16 protein-coding genes are annotated in these 18052 nt (G+C 59.9%); 9 read left to right on the forward strand and 7 right to left on the reverse strand.

What is annotated here, in order from left to right; genetic code table 11:
* The first annotated feature begins 9 nt into the window (after positions 1–9).
* The 4 genes from QA644_RS29685 (at position 10) to QA644_RS29700 (ending at position 5889) form a co-directional block, all read left to right on the forward strand.
* Positions 10–786: an SDR family oxidoreductase gene (locus QA644_RS29685; protein ID WP_239603436.1), complete on the forward strand. Its 777-nt coding sequence runs from the start codon at positions 10–12 to the stop codon at positions 784–786.
* A 29-nt stretch (positions 787–815) separates the two neighbouring features.
* On the forward strand, positions 816–2732 hold the full coding sequence (locus tag QA644_RS29690; protein WP_283072750.1) for a beta-N-acetylhexosaminidase: 1917 nt from the start codon (positions 816–818) through the stop codon (positions 2730–2732).
* Between the two features lie 24 nt (positions 2733–2756).
* Positions 2757–4193 (forward strand): M81 family metallopeptidase, encoded by a 1437-nt coding sequence (locus QA644_RS29695; RefSeq protein ID WP_283072751.1) that lies wholly within the window; start codon positions 2757–2759, stop codon positions 4191–4193.
* 493 nt (positions 4194–4686) lie between these two features.
* Positions 4687–5889 carry an MFS transporter gene (locus QA644_RS29700; RefSeq protein WP_239603416.1) on the forward strand — a complete coding sequence of 401 codons (1203 nt, stop codon included), beginning with the start codon at positions 4687–4689 and terminating at the stop codon, positions 5887–5889.
* A gap of 221 nt (positions 5890–6110) precedes the next feature.
* Here the strand turns inward: QA644_RS29700 and QA644_RS29705 are convergent, their stop codons facing one another.
* From QA644_RS29705 to QA644_RS29730, 6 genes are all read right to left on the reverse strand, one after another.
* Positions 6111–7394, reverse strand: a complete 1284-nt coding sequence (locus tag QA644_RS29705; protein ID WP_283072752.1) for a trehalase family glycosidase — start codon at positions 7392–7394, stop codon at positions 6111–6113.
* A gap of 21 nt (positions 7395–7415) precedes the next feature.
* Positions 7416–8474 carry an ABC transporter ATP-binding protein gene (locus tag QA644_RS29710; RefSeq protein WP_283072754.1) on the reverse strand — a complete coding sequence of 353 codons (1059 nt, stop codon included), beginning with the start codon at positions 8472–8474 and terminating at the stop codon, positions 7416–7418.
* Positions 8475–8503: 29 nt separating this feature from the next.
* Positions 8504–9334, reverse strand: coding sequence for a carbohydrate ABC transporter permease (locus tag QA644_RS29715; RefSeq protein WP_022718149.1), 831 nt, complete (start codon positions 9332–9334; stop codon positions 8504–8506).
* Positions 9331–10182 carry a sugar ABC transporter permease gene (locus tag QA644_RS29720; RefSeq protein WP_074072358.1) on the reverse strand — a complete coding sequence of 284 codons (852 nt, stop codon included), beginning with the start codon at positions 10180–10182 and terminating at the stop codon, positions 9331–9333. Before QA644_RS29720 ends, QA644_RS29715 begins: the two co-directional genes overlap by 4 nt.
* A 62-nt stretch (positions 10183–10244) precedes the next feature.
* Positions 10245–11522 carry an ABC transporter substrate-binding protein gene (locus QA644_RS29725; RefSeq protein WP_283072755.1) on the reverse strand — a complete coding sequence of 426 codons (1278 nt, stop codon included), beginning with the start codon at positions 11520–11522 and terminating at the stop codon, positions 10245–10247.
* 24 nt (positions 11523–11546) lie between these two features.
* On the reverse strand, positions 11547–12557 hold the full coding sequence (locus QA644_RS29730; RefSeq protein ID WP_074072360.1) for a substrate-binding domain-containing protein: 1011 nt from the start codon (positions 12555–12557) through the stop codon (positions 11547–11549).
* 387 nt (positions 12558–12944) lie between these two features.
* Here QA644_RS29730 and QA644_RS35265 point away from each other — a divergent pair, with 387 nt between their 5' ends.
* The 4 genes from QA644_RS35265 to istB all read left to right on the forward strand — a co-directional run bounded on the left by QA644_RS35265 (position 12945) and on the right by istB (position 16777).
* The gene (locus QA644_RS35265) at positions 12945–13337 is read left to right on the forward strand and encodes a hypothetical protein (protein ID WP_349254126.1); all 393 of its coding nucleotides are present in this window, start codon (positions 12945–12947) and stop codon (positions 13335–13337) included.
* Positions 13338–13786: 449 nt separating this feature from the next.
* Positions 13787–14248: a PadR family transcriptional regulator gene (locus tag QA644_RS29740; RefSeq protein ID WP_283072756.1), complete on the forward strand. Its 462-nt coding sequence runs from the start codon at positions 13787–13789 to the stop codon at positions 14246–14248.
* A 127-nt stretch (positions 14249–14375) separates the two neighbouring features.
* Complete coding sequence (gene istA, locus QA644_RS29745) at positions 14376–15860, forward strand: IS21 family transposase (protein WP_283072757.1); 1485 nt, start codon at positions 14376–14378, stop codon at positions 15858–15860.
* Positions 15857–16777: an IS21-like element helper ATPase IstB gene (gene istB / locus QA644_RS29750; protein WP_283072758.1), complete on the forward strand. Its 921-nt coding sequence runs from the start codon at positions 15857–15859 to the stop codon at positions 16775–16777. The genes istA and istB overlap by 4 nt, the downstream gene beginning before the upstream one ends.
* A gap of 440 nt (positions 16778–17217) precedes the next feature.
* On the opposite strand, the gene QA644_RS29755 is transcribed toward istB, so the two are convergent.
* Positions 17218–17340, reverse strand: coding sequence for a hypothetical protein (locus QA644_RS29755; RefSeq protein WP_275593319.1), 123 nt, complete (start codon positions 17338–17340; stop codon positions 17218–17220).
* A gap of 92 nt (positions 17341–17432) precedes the next feature.
* Here QA644_RS29755 and QA644_RS29760 point away from each other — a divergent pair, with 92 nt between their 5' ends.
* Positions 17433–17858: a hypothetical protein gene (locus QA644_RS29760; protein WP_349254127.1), complete on the forward strand. Its 426-nt coding sequence runs from the start codon at positions 17433–17435 to the stop codon at positions 17856–17858.
* Positions 17859–18052 lie beyond the last annotated feature (194 nt).

Below are 18052 nucleotides of genomic sequence, written 5' to 3' on the forward strand. Positions count from 1 at the left end.
GGATGAAGCATGACGCAATCGGTCGCTATCGTGACGGGAGCTGCTGGAGACATCGGCGCTGCAATCGCCGCGAGGCTCGCCGATGACCATGACATCGTCCTGCTTGCCGACATCGACCTGGAGGCGGCCGCAGCCGTTGCCGCCGCGCTTGGTCCGCAAAGCCGTTTCGTTGCCGCCGGATGCGACGTCACCAGCGAGGAGAACGTTTCTCGTCTTGCAAGGCGCTGCGCCGAGCTCGGACAGTTGCAGACGCTCGTCAACAATGCCGGCGCGGCACGTGCTGTCAGCCTTCATGATACCACGCCTGCCATCTGGCGCATGGACAATGCCCTCAACCTCGAAGCTGCATTCTTATGCTTTCGCGCCGTCGAGGACATGCTGAAGGCCTCGAAAGGCTCGGTCATCAACATCGCCTCCGTCAACGGCATGAACGTTTTCGGGCATCCGGCCTATAGCGCGGCGAAGGCGGGGCTTCTCCACTTCACGCGGTTGGTGGCCGTCGAATACGGCAAGTTCGGCATCCGCTCCAATGCGGTCGCCCCCGGCACGGTCAGAACCCGGGCCTGGGAAGCGCGCGCGGCTGCCAATCCCAACGTCTTCGAGGAGGCACGGCGATGGTATCCGCTCCAGCGGGTCGTCGACCCGAAGGATGTGGCCAATGCCGTTGCCTTTTTAGCCGGACCGCAGGCGGCAGCCATCAGCGGGGTTTGTTTGCCTGTGGATTGCGGCCTGACGGCGGGCCAGGCGGAGCTCGCCCGCACCTTCTCGCAATCCGACCATTACTGAAATCCATAATCAAAAGAGAGGAACAGGACATGAAACCGGTTTACTATCGCTTGGAAAACAGCTGGACCCCAAAGGGCGGGCCAAACGGCCAGTTCACCTTCACGCTCTTAAACCTCTCCGAAAGCCCGCTTTCCGGCTTCAAGCTCGTCTATACGTCCTTGACGCGGGTGAGCGACCCTGAAGCCTGCGAGAACGCCCAGTTCCTGCGCCGGAACGCGAACTTCCACGAATTCTCGCCGCCCCCGGGGTTCTTTCTTGCGCCCGGCCAGAGCTGGATCTTCACGGTTGCCGGCGTTCATCGCAAGGCGCAGCATTGCACGGATGGGGCAAAATCCGCCTATCTTACACTGGCCGACGGCACGCATACCGAGGTGGCCGTCTCCGATCTGCTTCTTGAAGGCAGTCTGAGCGAGCCGCCGCCGGCGCTGCTGCCGGAGGGCCGCCTTGATCTTCCCTTCGCGCTCCAGCCCTGGCCGGCAGAGATCGATGCCAAGCCGGGCGACAGCTTTCCGGTCGTGCTTTATCCGCAGGGCGCAAGCTCCGACGAGCTTCTTTCGATCTCGACGGTGATTTCCCTTTCGCGCCGGCTCTTTGAGAGCGACCATTCCGTTTTCAGCCTGGCGCCATCGCCGCAGGGCCGGGCACTGGCCTTCGACCGCCAGGCCTCGCTCGATGCGGAGAGTTACCGGCTAACCTTTGCCTCTGACAAGGTCACGCTTTCCTATTGCGATGCGGCAGGGCGCCAGTATGGCCTGACCTCGCTTGCGCAATTGCTCAACGGGGCGCGCACGACAAAAGGCAGGTTCCGCTTTCCGGTCTCCGGCAGCATCTCCGACAAGCCGCGTTACGGCTGGCGCGGCTGCCATCTCGACGTGTCGCGTCAGTTTTATCCAGTTGCCGACGTCAAGCGGCTGATCGATATCCTTGCCTGGTTCAAGCTCAATATCTTTCATTGGCATCTGACCGACGACGAGGCATGGCGGTTGGAGATCAGGGCCTATCCGCAGCTGACCACCACCGGCGTCCTGCGCGGTCCGAACGAGCCGCTGCTGCCGCAGCTCGGCAATGGCGCTGAGCCCGTCGGCGGCTTCTATTCGCAGGACGATATCCGCGACATCGTCGCCCATGCCCAGGCATTGAATGTCGAAGTCGTGCCGGAGATCGATATTCCGGGTCACAATGCCGCAACGCTGGCCGCTCTGCCGCAACTCACCGATGGCCAGGAGGCACCGGACAGCTATCATTCCGTTCAGGGCTATCCGAACAACGCCTTGAACCCGGCCGTGCCCCTCACCTACGAATTCCTGGAAAAGGTCTTCGACGAGATGGTCGAGCTCTTCCCCTCCTCCTACATTCATGTGGGCGGTGATGAAGTGGCGAACGGTTCATGGCTTGCCTCTCCGCTGGCAAAGAAGCTGATGGCCGAGGAAGGCATTTCCGGCACGTTCGGCCTGCAGTCCTATTTCCTGAAACGGATCAAGGACATGCTGACGGCGCGCGGACGCAAGCTTGCCGGCTGGAACGAGGTGGCGCATGGCGGCGGGGTCGCGGCGAAAGACACGCTGCTGATGGCCTGGGAAAATCCGCAGGTCGGCATCGATCTCGCAAGGGAGGGCTACGACGTCGTCATGACGCCGGGACAGGCCTATTATCTGGACATGGTGCAGGCAGAGGCCTTCCAGGAGCCGGGGGCGAGCTGGGCAGGCACGGTGCCGCCGGCACATACCTATGCCTATGAAGCGGAAGGAGAGTTCCCCGAGGATCTCAAGGACAAGATGAAGGGCGTACAGGCCTGCATCTGGTCCGAACACTTCCTGTCGCGCGGCTACTTCAACCGCCTGGTCTTTCCGCGCCTTCCGGCGATCGCCGAAGCGGCATGGACCCCGAAGGCCAAGAAGGACTGGAACCGCTTTGCGGCCATCGTCCCCCTGAGCCCGGCACTCTAGGCGCGAAACTCCAGGACGGTAGCGATGCGGATTGCGGTCGGCGGAATTCACACGGAATGCAGCACATACTCGCCGGTGCTGATGGCGATCGAGGATTTTCGCGTCATGCGCGGGGCAGATCTCCTCGGTTCCGACTATTTCAACTTTCTGAACGCGGAAGGGGTCGACCACCTCCCGCTTCTCCATGCGCGTGCCATTCCCGGCGGACCGGTGTCGCGTGCCGCCTACGAGGAGTTCAAGACGGAGTTCCTCGACCGGCTGCAGGCGTCCACGCCGCTTGATGGTCTCTATCTCGCCATGCACGGCGCAATGAACGTCGAGGGCATGGATGACGCCGAAGGCGACTGGATATCGGCGGCCCGGGCTGTCGTCGGTTCGGACTGCATCGTCGCTGCGAGCTACGATCTGCATGGCAATGTCAGCCAGAAGATTGTCGACCAGCTCGATATTTTCGCGGCCTACCGCACGGCGCCGCATATCGATGTGCGCGAGACCATGGTGCGAGCCTGGTCGATGCTCGTCGACGCGCTTACGAGCGGGAACCGGCCGGGCGTGGCCTGGGCGCAGGTGCCTGTCCTGTGGCCAGGCGAGCGGACTTCGACTGAGGATGAGCCGGCAAAGAGCCTCTACCTACGGCTTGCGGACTTCGAGCGCCGCGACGGCGTTCTCGATGCCAATCTGATGATCGGTTATGTCTGGGCCGACGAGCCGCGGGCGACGGCCTGCGCCGTGGTGACGGCCTCGGACAAAGCTGCTGCCGCAAAAGCCGCGGAGGAGATCGCACTTTCCTATTGGAATGCCCGAAAGGATTTTCGTTTCGGACCGGTCACCGGTCCGCTCGACGACATGCTCGATATCGCAGCAGATACGAAGACTGTGCCGATCGTGCTTGCGGATTCGGCGGACAATCCGACCGGCGGCGGTGTGGGCGACCGGGCCGATGTCCTAAGCGCGGTTCTTTCCCGCAAGTTCGAAAACACGCTCTTTGCCGGCATCACCGACCGGCCGGCCGTCGAGGCCTGCTTTGCCGCCGGCAGGGGAGCGGTCGTGCCTCTATCAATCGGCGGTAGTCTCGATCCGGCGAGCTTTCCCGTTCGCATCGAGGCCGAGGTGATCCTACTCGACGATCCAGGTTCCGAGGCCGAACGCCAGGCGGTGATCCGCACCAGCGGCGTGACGGTGGTTCTTGCCGCCCGCAGGCGCCCCTATCACAACATCGCGGATTTCGCGCGCCTTGGGCTCGATCCCAGATCGGTTCGGCTGCTTGTCGTAAAATCGGGCTATCTTTCGCCCGAGCTTGCGCCGATTGCCAATCCGAATCTCATGGCACTGACAGAGGGCGTCGTGAACCAGGACATCGAAAGCCTGGCGAGCCATCGCCGAACCCGGCCGATCTTCCCGTTCGACCGCAAATTCGTATACCAACCGCAGGCGCGTCTTTCGGCGCGCTGGCAGGACTGATTATGTTTTATTTTCAGGCCCGGGACGAAGGCCACCATCCGGTAGGGATCTGCACCTTGCGGAACGAGGATATGAGGCGGACGAACGGCTGCTGCGGGTGATCGCCGAGCGTGCGTCAAATGAGATCGCAAACTCGTGCGTTTCGTTGACAACCATCCAGAGCGGCGCACGTTGAATCATGCGAGCATAACTGGACAATGCAGCGCAAGGCGAACTGTTCGGAGGAGCTCATGTGCGATGATTATCCTCTGATCGTGGGCACCGCGTCCATCGCCGAGAATTTCGCGGAATTCAGATCAAGGTTCGTTTTGTCGATGTTTGCCGGGCGCGGGCGATCTTCCCGTTCGACCGCAATTTCGATTACCAGCCGCAGGCGCACTTTTCGGCGCGCCGGCGGGATTGACATTTTGCATCATCAAATCGCGTGGCGGGCGGCGCATTGCCAGAACGCGCGCCGTGTGACCACCAGATCGTTCCTTTCGTTGATATCCGCATGAACCGCCTTCTTCCCGATGTCTTTCGCAATCCGGCAATCCGCGTCAGCATGATTGCCATTTTTTTGTTCGGGTTTGCGGGGGCGACAACATCGCCCTATCAATCCGTCGTCGGCATTCGCGAGCTGGGATTGAGCAACGGTCTTTATTCAGCCCTGATCTTTGTGGCCGCGGCGGTCAATGTCCTCGTGAGCATCCTCCTCGGCAACCTTGCCGACCGTCTCGGCGAATATCGTTCGATGATGCTGGTGGCTGCCAGTTTCGGCATTTTCGGCTATGGCGCGATATATTTCGTTCCGACCCAAACGAGCTTCATCGCCTGCTCGCTTCTGTTGCTACCGATCTATGGTTCGCTCAACTCCCTGCTTTTTGCCAATGTCCGGGCCGCCACCGCGGGAATGCCCAAAAACGAGGTCAACACCGTCAACTCAGGCGTCCGGGCAATGATCTCGCTGTCGTGGGTGCTGGTACCTGGCATGACAGGTGCGCTGCTTTCCGCGTCGACGAGCATGCTGCCCGCCTATCTTTTCGCCTGTCTCTCTTGCATATTCTGTTTTGCCCTGATCAGCGCGTTCCTGCCGCGCCAGAAGGGCACGGACAAAGCAGCAACGCATCATCTCTCTCATCTTGCAGCTCTCGCCGAAGTGGTTTCGCCGAGAATCTTCACGCCCTTGATTGCCGTTGCGCTCATTACGAGCACGCTCCATGTCAACGGGGCGATCCTGCCCTTGATCGTCACCGGAGCGGTTCACGGGACGGTGGCCGATGTCGGCATTCTCGTCGGCATCGTTGCTTTCTTCGAGATCATCTTCATCATCGTCTGGGCGCGACTTCTCAGGCAGATGGGTCAGGTCGCAGCACTGGTGACCGGCACCATCATTTATGCCGCCTACCTGTTGCTGCTCGGCCTTGCTTCAGAGCCCTGGCACGCTTACGCCCTGACAATCATCAGCGGCATTGGCGCTGCAGCGTTGATCAGCATCCCCATCACCTACCTCCAGGACCTCATTGCAGAGCGGCCAGGTCTTGGCAGCGCCCTGATATCCGTCAACATTTTTCTCAGCGCAGGCGTGAGCGCACTCGTCTTCGCCATCGGCAGTTCCATCACAACCTATTCGGGGACCTCAATTATTGGCGCGCTGTTCGGGCTCGGCGGCATTGGGCTCCTGATATACTGCAGCACCAGACGTCGAGCTGTTTGATAGAGGACTACCTAACGCTCCGCAGGTCAGGAAATCCCAACTCATATGCATCCCGCAATCATCCGGCCTCCGGATGGCTGGCGATCAGATCATAAGCAGCTTGAAGAGCGTCGACAAAGCCGAGAGCAACCTCGGTTCCAGCTTCGTGTGCAAGCCGCGACCACGGGCCATGTCGGCCTCCTCCAGCCGGGTACAGGATATCGGGGTTTTGGTGCTGGCTCCTACTGAATTGCGGAACTGTCGGCCTTTTCAAGAACAATGTAAGTCGCTGCCGTCCATGAGAATCCGAGCCCACCGCATCCTTCGCCGGTTTTCGGATCGAAATATTCGGCAAAGCCTTCGGTCTCGATCGCGCTGATCGTCGATTGGCGCAGTTCCTCTGCAAATCCTGCGTGGCCGTTGCGGTGTAATCCGTTGATCAGGAGCCAGTTGATGATCGCCCAGGCCGGACCGCGCCAATAGCGCTTGGCCTCAAAACTCGCGGAAGTAGGCTCGGTCGTCGGGAAGACGACTTTCATACCCTTGCACCATCTTCGCATTTCGGCGGCTGCAGCGTCGGCTGTCGCCTCATCAAGGTCGAGCGCAAGAAGAGGAATGAAGCCGGCCTGCGTGGCTGCGGCGACATCCTCGCCGGCCAGCAGATCCCGCGAGACGAAACGCGAAAGATGAGAACGCCATTGCGCCTTCAGGGCCTGCCGCGTGCGCTCATTCAGCGTTGCAATCTCATCGGCTTCGCCTCCGCGCCCGAAGACACCTGCAAGATAATGCAGATCTTCGCCGGCCTTCAGCAGGATCGCGCTGGTCTGGATATCCGCGATCTTGAACTCGGCCTTTTGCCATTGCTCGACGGGGTCCCAGCCGCATGCCGCATAGGTATCCAGGAGATGGATGAAGCGGCCATAGTCCTCGTCACGCGGGCGCATTTGCGGGTTCACATGCCCTATGTCTTTTCGCACGACCGGCGTTTCGGTCGTCGTTGGAACACGCGCAAGGGCGATGTCCCAGGCAGGCGAGTTGTCGCTGCCGCTTTCCCAAGGATGCAGCAAGGCGACGAGACCGGTGCCTTCCGGATCACGCGCGCGGTACCACCACCGGTGCCACTTCAAGGCGGCTTCGTAGAGCGTAAGGGTTCGCTCGTTTGCGACAGAGCCGGTGGCGACCGCCGTTTCGTAAATCTTGCGAAGAGCCATCGCGAAGATCGGCGGCTGCGTGATACCGGAGGTCGGAATGACATGGTTCGTGCGCCAGACGTCGGGGCCGGGGAAATAGCTGTCGCTCGGCTGATGGAACACGATATGGGGGATCATGCCATCGGCCCATTGTCCCTCGGCCAGGCGTTCGAGTTCACGATAGGCGCGATCGATGTCGTAGGCGGCAAACCCCATGGCGACGAAGGCCGAATCCCAGTTCCACTGAAAGGGATAAAGCCTGTCGGTCGGTACCGTGTAGCCGCCGCGGTCATTCGCCGCCAAGATCGCCTTGGCTTCATCGATGTATTTCGTCATGCCATTTACTCCAGATATTCGTCAGGCAGCGGCCGCCAGGTAGGCCTTGCCGCTATCGGGTGCGAGCCAAGAAATGCGCGCGGGATCAGGTTTCAGGCCGATGACGTCGCCGCTTGCGACCTTTTCGGCGGCCGGCAGGATGACGCGAACGGGCTGGTTTTCGATCGATCCCGTCAAAAGAAGATGCGAACCCATCGGCTCGGCGACGCGAACGCGCATTTGAAATCCCTCTGACGGCGGCGCAAGCACCACGGCTTCGCCGCGCAGCCCGAGGATGATCTCGGGCCCGGATTCCGGCGGCACCGAAAAGCGCTCGCTGCCCGCGATCACGTGCCCGTCGGTCACGGGCATGCGGATGAAATTCATCGGCGGATTGCCGATGAAGCCGCCGACGAACCGCGTGGCGGGATGGTTGTAGATGTCGACGGGATGGCCAACCTGCTCGATCTGGCCGTCGTGCATGACGGCGATCCTGTCCGAAAGGCCCATCGCCTCGGTCTGGTCGTGCGTCACATAGATCGTCGTCGTGCCGGAAGACTGCAGGACCGTCTTCAGTTCCGTGCGCATTTCCAGGCGCAGCAGCGCATCGAGATTGGAAAGCGGCTCATCCATCAACAGGACCTTCGGCTCGACAGCGAGCGCCCGAGCAACGGCTACGCGCTGGCGCTGGCCGCCCGACAGCTTGTTCGGATAGCGGTCGAGATAGGGCTCGATATGCAGAAGAGCTGCCGCTTTTTCCACCTGCTGCCTGACGCGCGCCTCATCGGCCTTTTGCATCCTGAGGCCGAAGGCGACATTTTCAAAGACGGTCATATGCGGGAAGACGGCGTAGTTCTGGAAGACCATGGCAAGGCCGCGGTCCTTCGGCTGAAGCCCGACGACTGAGCGGTCTCCGATCCGAATGTCGCCGGCACTTTCGGTTTCAAGACCGGCGATGATGCGCAGCAGCGTCGTCTTTCCGCAGCCAGAGGGGCCGAGAAGTGAAACGAATTCCCCGTCGTTGACTGTCAGCGAGACCTCCTTCAGCGCCTGGAAGGTCCCGAAGTTCTTCCGGATGCGGTCGATGACGATGTTGGCCATGAAACTGTTCCCGTTACTTGGATGACCCGTTACTTGGATGAAATGCCCCAGATCGCGAAAAGGTAGCGCCTGACCGCGAAGATGAAGACCACGGATGGCAGGATGAGCATGAGGCCGCCCGCAAAGCGGTAATGCATCGGGCTTTCCGCCAGCACGGTCAGCAGATAGGCCGTCAACGTCCGATTTCTGACGGTGAGCACGGACGCGGCGAAAACCTCGTTCCAGGAGATGACGAAGGCAAAGACGGCGGTCGCGGCGATACCTGGAAGGGCGAGCGGAGCGACGATCTTGAAGAATGCCTGGATACGCGAGCACCCGAAGACCCATGCCGCTTCCTCGAGTTCTCTCGGAACGCCAAGAAAGATGCCTTGCGTCACCAGCACGGCGAAAGGCAGAGCAAGGACGGTATGGACGAGCCCGACGCCCGTTACCGTATCGTAGAGGCCGAGACGGATGAAGGAAACAGTGAGCGGCAGAGCAAGGATTGCCAAAGGAAAGGCGCGGGTCAAAAGGACCATGAGCCGGAAGGAATCCTTGCCGTGAAAATTATAGCGTGCCAGCGCATAGCCGGCGGGCGCTCCGAGAAGCAGGGACAGGGCAACCGTGATGGCTGCGGCTCCGAGTGAGTTCAGGAAGGAGCCGAGAACGCCTTCCGTCCGCAGGAAAAGCAGGAAGGGCTCGAAGGAAAGGCCCGTCGGCAGACCGGTCTTCGGCCAGAGGTAGACGGCGCTGCGTCCGCCGAAGGCGCCGAGCGCGATCAGATAGATCGGCACCAGGACCCAGGCGCAAAGGACGGCGATCCCGCTCCAGAGCAGAATGCGGCGGGACGAGACGAAGTTTGCGGCGCGGGTCGTGCTCATGGAAGACGCTCCGGATCGACCTTGATGGCCTTCAGATAGAACATGGTGGCCGCAAGCGAGATGAGCATGATGAGAACCGCGTAGGCTGCGGCAACGCCATAGTTCTGGTTCTGGTTCTGCCAAGTGTAGGCCTCGCCGACGAGCACCGGGAAATTGCGGCCGCCGAGGGCATAGACGACGGCAAAAACCTCGAAGGCCAAAACGGTGCGCAGGATGAGCGCCGACTGCAGCGCCGGCCGGATGAGCGGCAAGGTGATGCGGAAGAAGCGCGTCCACGGACCTGCGCCGAAGATTTCTGCCGCTTCCCGGTATTCCTTCGGCACCTGGTTGAGGCCGGCAACGATGACGACCATGACGATCGCCGTTCCCCGCCATATCTCGGCGGCGGCTATGCCGAGAAAAAGTGCGAACGGCGTCTGGTAGGAAAGCCAGCTCGCCTGCCGTTCGATGATGCCGAGGCCGTAAAGGAAGGAATTGAGATAACCGCTGTTCTGCAGGATCGACAACCAGACGAGACCGGCTGCGAGATCCGAAATGCCGAGCGGAATGGTCCAGATCCACAGGATCGTTTCCCGGCCGGCTGCCACTTTCGCGACCATCGTTCCCATGGCGAGCGCAATGACGATCTGCACCGGCACAACGGCAAGCGTCAAAAGAAACGTGTTTTGTACCGAGCGCGTAAAATTGAGATCACCCACCATACGCTGGACATTGGCAAGCGAGGGCGTGCCATTGTCGGAGACGGCAAGCCAGATCGTCTGCACAAGCGGCACGACGAAGAGCAACGCCAGGAACGCCACCGAGGGCAAGATCAGCAGATAGGGGATCCAGGTGCGGTTGTTCGGCATTGGCTTTCGCTTCGTGGCATTTCGAAAAGCGGTCCGGACGCTAGGCGCCCGGGCCGAAAGGCTTATTCGACAGGGCAGGCTCCGTCGCTCTTGGCGTCCGGCGCCCAGCACGGGGCCTTGGTATCGGCCATCAGCTTTGCAAGCGTTGCGCCTTGCGCCTTCAGGACGTCGCCGACGGCTTCGTTCTGCAGGATGATCCGCTGGAAGCTGTCCATATAGACCTTGTTGAACTCGCCGCCCTTGTCGCCGAGGCCGACGGGAAGCAGCGAAATCAGCGCGTCCGGCGCGGTCTGGGTTGCGTTGACGGCAGCCGCGAGCAAGCCTACTCCAGGATCGATATCGGAAGGCAGCTTGGCGTCAAGCGTCGGAAAGAACCCCACCTTCTGCGCTGTCAGCAATTGCGTGCCGAGCATCGTCAGGTGTTCGATGACGGCGATCGCGCCTGCCTTGTCAGGTGCCCCCTTCGGAACGGCGAGGCCGGCGACAACGGGCATGTAACCGCGGCCTTTCGGCCCGGCGGGAGCCGGGAAGACGACATATTGATCAGGCTCGGAGGAGATCGCCTCCTTGAGGCGGGCGACGTGATCCCAGGCGACCATGACTTCGCCGGCAAGCAGCGGCTCCTGCATGAAGTCGTAGTTGGTGGAGTTCGGATTGACGACCGCCCAGAGCTCCTTCAGCTTCTCCCATCCGGCTGCAGCATCAGCACTTTGGAACGGCCGCACGACGCCGCCTGTGAAGGAGGGATAGAAGTAGCCCTGGAAGAAGCGGGACATCAGCCCCTTCGGCCCGGCCGGAAAGCCGATCTGCGGCTGGCCGGTCGCTTCCTGCATCTTCTTTCCCCATTCGATCAGCTGATCGTAGGTAAGCTTGTTCACATCCGCGCCCTGGGGAAGATATTGCAGGGCGTCCTTCCTGGCGGCCATGACATAGGTCGCCTGCATCCAGGGGATATATTGCTGGCTGGACTTGCCGAGCTTGCCGAGATCAAGCAGAGGCTGCGGCATGCCTTTCGAGGCGAGCGTCTTGGCGACGTCGTCGAGCGGCTCAAGGCCGTCCTTGTCGGCAAGCGGCGACAGTTCGCCGTGCAAAGCGCCGACAAGGCTGATCGTGTGCGTTCCGGCCTGGCGCTCGGCCTCCATGCGGACCGCAAATTGCGGCGGCTCTTCGACCACGTAGTCGACCGGGTTCTGGACGCCCTTGAGCAGTTCTTCGCGAACCACGGTCGCTTCTGCGATCGGACGAAGTTGCGTGGACAGGAACACCGTGTCGGCAAGCACCGGCGTTGCGGCCAAAAGGACGGTCGATGCCAGAATTCCAAGTGACGCTAGATGTTTCATTTTCTCCTCCTCTTTGGTTCTTCTCTATGCATTTGGCGGCGCACGCCGATGGCTCTCGCGGTCGACGAATTCGATCGGGTGCAGTTCCTGAAGTTCTTCCGAAGGCTCGCCGGCAATGGCGCGAAGCAGCAGCGAGGCAAAGCTGCGACCCAGGTTCTCGCCCGCCATGCGCATGGTCGAAAGCGGTGGGCTGGTATAGGCACCGGTTGGAAGATCGTCATGGCCGACGATGCTGATCGTCTCGCCGCCCTCAATTTCACGGAGCGCCCGCAAGGCACCGATCGCCATTTCGTCCGTCGCGCAGACGATCGCAGTTGGCCGACGTGGATGGCGCAGCAATTCCAGCGCCGCCAGGTATCCACCCTGCTCGGTCGGTGCGCCTTCGGCGCAAAGTTCGCTCGAAAGGCCGCTTTCTTCCATGGCTGCCTGCCAGCCCATGCAGCGGACATGGGCAAAATAATAGTCCTGGGGGCCGGCAATATGAGCGATCCGGCGATGACCGTCGGCATGAAAGCGAAGGCTTGCCGCTTGAAACCCGGCAAAGCCGTCGCCGTCGAGATAGGGATGCGGCAACACCGACTCGGTCCGGCCGTTGGTGACGAACGGAATGCCCCGCGCCTGCAGGAATTCCACGCGCTCGTCCCTGCGTTTCGTGCGAACGAGCAGCATGGCGTCGACCCTTTGCCCGTCGACGAAACGGCGGCACATGTCGAGTTCGCTCTCGCCGCGCGGCACAGGGGCAATCACGAGATTGAGGCCGGCGGTCGCAAGATGTTCGGCGCAGCCGGAGAGCATATCGAGAAAGTGCGGAGGGCCGATATGGCCCGGATCGCTCGGGAGTGTCACGGCGACAAGTTCGGCACGCTGTTTGCGAAGGCGTCGTGCAGAAGCATTGGGGCGATAACCGGTGAGCGCTGCCGCTTCCCGTACGCGTTCGCGGGTTGCCGGCGAGACGTCCGGATAGCCGTCGAGGGCGCGCGATACCGTGGTGATCGACAGGCCGAGCGACTGGGCCAATTGTTTCAGATTGGACACTGCGTACCCTCCCAGATACAGCGCCAGTATGAACCAAAACGTTTTGGAGATCAAGCCAAAACGTTTTGGAAATGGACAGCTATAAGGACCGCTGGGAGGGCTCGTCGACCGTCAAGCGATGCGGCGCAGTAACGAGTGTCGACATCGCTGCATTCGCAACAGACTTGAAGACCAGCTGGCTGCCGGAAGGCGTCGATGAAGAGGTTGATGTCGAAGCAAACGCTCTCTTTCTCAGTCCGCAAGTGGCTTGCTACCCTTTTGCAAATTGCTAGCTCGCACCTTTAGGAAGTGGCGGGGGAAGCGACATATCCGGTCGGTCACTCAGAAATTTGCAACAAACGCTCCGGGTCGGCGTTAGGTGTATTAAAGGCAACCCCCAGGCGACCCATGGTCTACAAGCGGTACGGTTTAGAGGAGAATTCTGACGGCACGTGGCATGTCATCGACTACCACGAAGGTAGTACGGCAGAGATGCACGGAACGGTTCTCAATCGGTTGCCCCACGATGTCGCGACTGACCTTATGATCATCCTTAATGCCGAAGAAAAGAGAAGGGCCGAGGCCGAGCCTCAGCACCCAAAGGAACACCTCATGGCAACTGGGCGTTATAGCCGTCGCAAGAACCTGAACAACTACTGGGCGGTAGTCGATGCAGTGACCGGACAGGCGGTCGTTATCGATGGGGTGGTCATGGATATGCTCACTGAAGAGGATGCCGAGAAGTTGGTCGAGCGTCTGAACCTTAAGGATGAGGAAGGGAAACCGTTTAGTCGTCCCTGACATTGCCGCTGAATAGCCAATCATGAAACGCTCAGATGGGGACTCCTAATCCCGCTAGCTCAATGACACAAACGTGTAGGTCTTGTCGCCGTTGTTTGCTTTCGAAATGGGGCCAGAAATCCGCGAAGGCCAATTCGTTGCGATGTTTCAAAACAACCTGTCCAAGAAGCTTCATCCCCACCGCAAGAACGCTTGCTTCGTCGTCACCAGCGCTAAAGCCAGCATCGTCGGACAAAAGGCGTCGTCAGCTCGATGAAATCGAATTCGAGCCGATCTTCGGCAAGGCGCGCGAGTGCTCGGCAAGTCTTCTGTTGATCGAGTGACGCCGGAGTGATCCGACCAGCACGGCGATTCTTTTCATGTTATTTCTCTGCGTTGAATTGGGATGACGGTACGTCGCCGTCCCAACGACGATAATTCATCTTAGACGGTCTTTAAAAGAGTGTGATATGCCGAGAACGACAAACAACTACGACTCCCAAGCCGCGAGCAGTCCTCGAAGGATGCTCGATGGCGATGAGCTGGGGTTCCTTCTCCTGCTGCTCCTCGACGATGGCGACGCGCGGCACGGCTACGATCTCATCCGAGAAATCAAAACACGGTCTGGGGGCAACTACGCGCCAAGCTCCGGCATCGTCTACCCGCGCCTGGCGCTGATGTCAGACCTTGGCCAGATTGAATCGAGGCAAGCCCAGGAAAAAAGGCGTGCCTATTCGTTGACCCAGACAGGGCGCAGTTTCCTTCATGAGCATCTTGACGAAGCCCAGGGTGTCCTTGCTCGCATCGAGGCGCTGCGCTTCCGAGGCAGCTCCGTCGCCGCAGGACCTGTCTGCAGGGCGGCAATCAAGGTGAGACGAAGCGTCAATCAAGATGAGACTCGGCAGCAGCAGTGGAACGTCGTGAGGGCGTAGCCCGAGTGGAGTTTCACTGCTGCTGAGCGCCGATTTTGCGTCTGGTGATCACGGTTGGCCGGTACTTTGGGTTCTTCGAAGAACGGGGAACCACTCTGTGCCAGGTCGTCACGTAACCGATCATCAGATGAGGCTTTTCATGAAGTTACGACAGGAGCACACGACTGAAGTCGCCGCCGCAAAGGCTTCGATCAGTAGAGCGACCGCTTACCGCATCGAGAAGAAGCCGCAGCTTCCATCACAAACCAAGAAGACGCGGGAACGTCGTCGTCCCGATCCACTCGCTCATATCTTCGACGCCGAGGTCGTTCCGCTTTTGAAGGCGGCACCCGGAATTCGCGCCGTCGCTGTCTTTGAGGAGATGCTGCGCCGGCATCCAGAGCTGAGCGAAGGCGTTCGCCGCACAATGGAGCGCCGTATTCGTTCATGGCGCGCTGTTCACGGCGAGGAACAAGAAGTGATCTTCCGGCAAATTCACGAGCCAGGTCGATTAGGATTGTCCGACTTCACAGACATGAATGAGATTGGGATCACGATCGCAGGCCAGCCGCTCGATCATCTGCTTTATCACTTCCGCTTGGCATATTCCGGCTTCGAGCACGCGCATGTCGTCCTTGGCGGCGAAAGCTTCGTGGCTCTGGCAGAAGGATTGCAGAATGCTTTGTGGTTCCTCGGAGGCGCTCCGCTTTATCATCGCAGCGATAGCCTGTCGGCGGCCTTCCGCAATCTGGATGCCGATGCAAAGGATGACCTGACCCGGCGATACGCCGAGCTTTGCGCTCACTATCAGATGACCCCAACGCGCAACAACAAAGGGATAGCTCACGAGAATGGCTCGATCGAGAGCTCGCATGGTCATCTCAAGAATTCGATCCGCGATGCGCTGTTGATGCGTGGCACGAGAGACTTCGACGATCTCGATGCCTATCGGGGCTTCATTGATGAGATCGTCAGCCGACGCAATGCCCGATATGGCAAGCGCATTGATGCTGAGCGTGCCGCGCTTCAGCCGTTGCCCGGAACACGGTCCAGCGATTTTGAGGAAGTTGTCGTTCGCGTTTCTCGCAGCGGCGGCTTTACATTGCGAAAGGTCTTTTACACGGTGCCATCACGCTTGATTGGGCACCGGCTACGGGTGCGCATGTTCGATGATCGTCTCGACGTCTTTATAGGCGGCACGCATCTGATGACGCTTCGAAGAGGTCGTGGTCACGCCAGCGGCAAACATGACCAGGTCGTCGATTACCGGCATGTCATCCATTCCCTTCGCAAAAAGCCGATGGCGCTTCTCCAGCTTGTTTACCGCGACAAGCTCTTCCCTCGACAGGAATATCGAAGAGCCTTCGAGATCCTGCTCGACCGGCTTTCCCACAAGCAGGCATGCAAGATCACCGTCGAACTCTTGGCCTTGGCACACGATCGCGGCTGTGAACATGAGCTTGCCGGAAGGCTGCGCAAAATACTCGACGCGGGTGATCTGCCGGACATCGTCAAACTGCGAACCTTCTTCGCTCCCGACCCCGCGCGGTTGCCGACCGTCAACGTCCATCTTGCCTCTCTCAATGGCTACGAGGCCCTGATCGATACTCGCCACACCGGAGACGCCGCATGAAGAACGCCCACGCTATTGATGCAGCCAGGCTCGGCATCATGCTGAATGAACTTAGGTTGCCGGCAATAAAGGTACTTTGGCCTGACTTTGCCGAGCAGTCCGACAAGGAAGGGTGGCCGGCGGCGAGGTTCTTATCCGCCATTGCCGAGCACGAACTGTCGGAACGCGATCGCCGCCGCATTGAACGTCATCTCGCCGAAGCGCGATTGCCGCCAGGAAAGACCCTCGATAGCTTCGACTTCGACGCCGTCCCAATGGTCTCGAAGGCGCAGGTTATGGCCATCACTGCTGGCGATAGCTGGCTCGCAAAGGGTGCCAACATTCTCTTGTTTGGACCACCAGGTGGTGGAAAGAGCCATCTCGCTGCAGCAATCGGGCTGGCGCTCATCGAGAATGGTTGGCGTGTGCTGTTCACGCGCACGACGGAACTCGTTCAGAAACTGCAAGTAGCTCGTCGCGAACTCCAGCTCGAATCCGCCATCGCCAAGCTCGACAAGTCCGATCTGCTGATCCTCGATGACCTCGCTTATGTCACCAAGGACCAGGCGGAGACGAGTGTGCTCTTCGAGCTCATCTCTGCGCGTTACGAGCGACGATCAATTATGATCACCGCCAATCAGCCCTTCGGAGAATGGAACAGGGTCTTCCCAGATCCCGCCATGACCCTCGCAGCCGTTGATCGTCTCGTCCATCATGCAACCATCTTTGAGATGAACGTCGAAAGCTATCGTCGCCGAGCAGCGATGGAGGCAAAACGACAGCGCGGCAGGCCAGCCTCCTATGCGACAATCAGGAATACCGCTGAGATTGACGCTGCGCGACAATCAGAGACCGACGAAGTTGTTGCCCGCGACAATCATGATGATACGCTCACCGACAACCGCGACACCAGAGTCTCATCCAGATTGTCGCGCTGATCTCATCCAGATTGTCGCTCTATACCTGTCGGACGCGCAATGCAGAATCTCAAGACAGCACTCGGCCAGAGGCTAGCGGGGACACCGGATAAGGAATTGCTTCTCAGCGTTGCGGAGATCATTGACGAGGCGGTGCACAAAATTGAAAGGCTGTGACGCCCGATGGACAAGTCGGTCGCTAACATCTAGCGATGCTGCCCGCGCAAGGCCGAAGGCTGCGTTCGCACGACACGCTCATCGACAAGCCAGATTTCGATCAGGTCATCGTCGGCGCGGGTGGTTCACACGATCGTGGTCACGATCAGTCCCGTTGAGCAGAAACATCAAGGCGCCGTCTAGCCTCTGCTTAACATCCGCCATCGCGGTCCGCGAGCTCAGTGCGGTGCTGTGTCCCGCGCGAATGAGTTCGCGCAAATTCTTCGACCGTATAGCCGAACAGGTCACGGCGCTGCTTGCTCGTTTGAACTGCCGAGGAAGACGTCCTGCTCCAGCGTGATTAAAAACTGCTTATGACGATCGTGTGGAACAAGTTGATCGGTCGGATGTTCGTCATTTTCAACCATCAGGATTCTGCGTCATGCGAGTATTGCCCGCCATCGCCCTAACTTGCGCCACCTGTCTGACTTCGAACGCGTCCGCTTCCGAAGAAGACTTCTTGAAGTCGATCGAAGGGCAGTGGACGGGCGGCGGAGCGGTCCTGACAAAGCTCGGCGGAAGCAAGGTTGATGTCTCGTGCAAAATGCAATCCGATGCCCAATCGTCCAGCTTTTCGATGAACGGCTCATGCCGAGCGTTTGCCGTTGTCACGCGCAGCTTTACCGCGAACGTCAAGGCGTCTGGAGAAGCATATTCCGGCATTTATGTCGGAATATCCGGTAAGCCGTCGAAACTCGTGGGCAGCCGAGACGGGAATACGATTAAACTCGATGTTACCTGGGCCAATACAATCTATGGGGATCGCCAAGCGAAAATGACGATCGAGAAGGTCGGCGAGGACGGTCTTCGAATTCGAACGATCGATCAAGATCCGGCTTCTGGGAAGTCGATTGTCACCACTCAATTAGATTTGCGGCGACGTTGAACGGCTATCGTCCGTCTTTTCCGAGAGGCCCTGTGACGAGAGGCCCTGTGACGGCGGCGTCGCTCCTTGGGCCGTCTACGGTGAGCAAACGCCGGCCATTGGTTCAAAGCTCCGCACTGCCTGGCCGGAGTGTTGATCGAGAGCAGCCGGGTCAAGGCGCGCCGCATGGTCTCAGGCGGCAGGCTCGTAATATG

It is taken from the genome of Rhizobium sp. CC1099 (assembly GCF_029714385.1).
Lineage (GTDB): Bacteria > Pseudomonadota > Alphaproteobacteria > Rhizobiales > Rhizobiaceae > Rhizobium.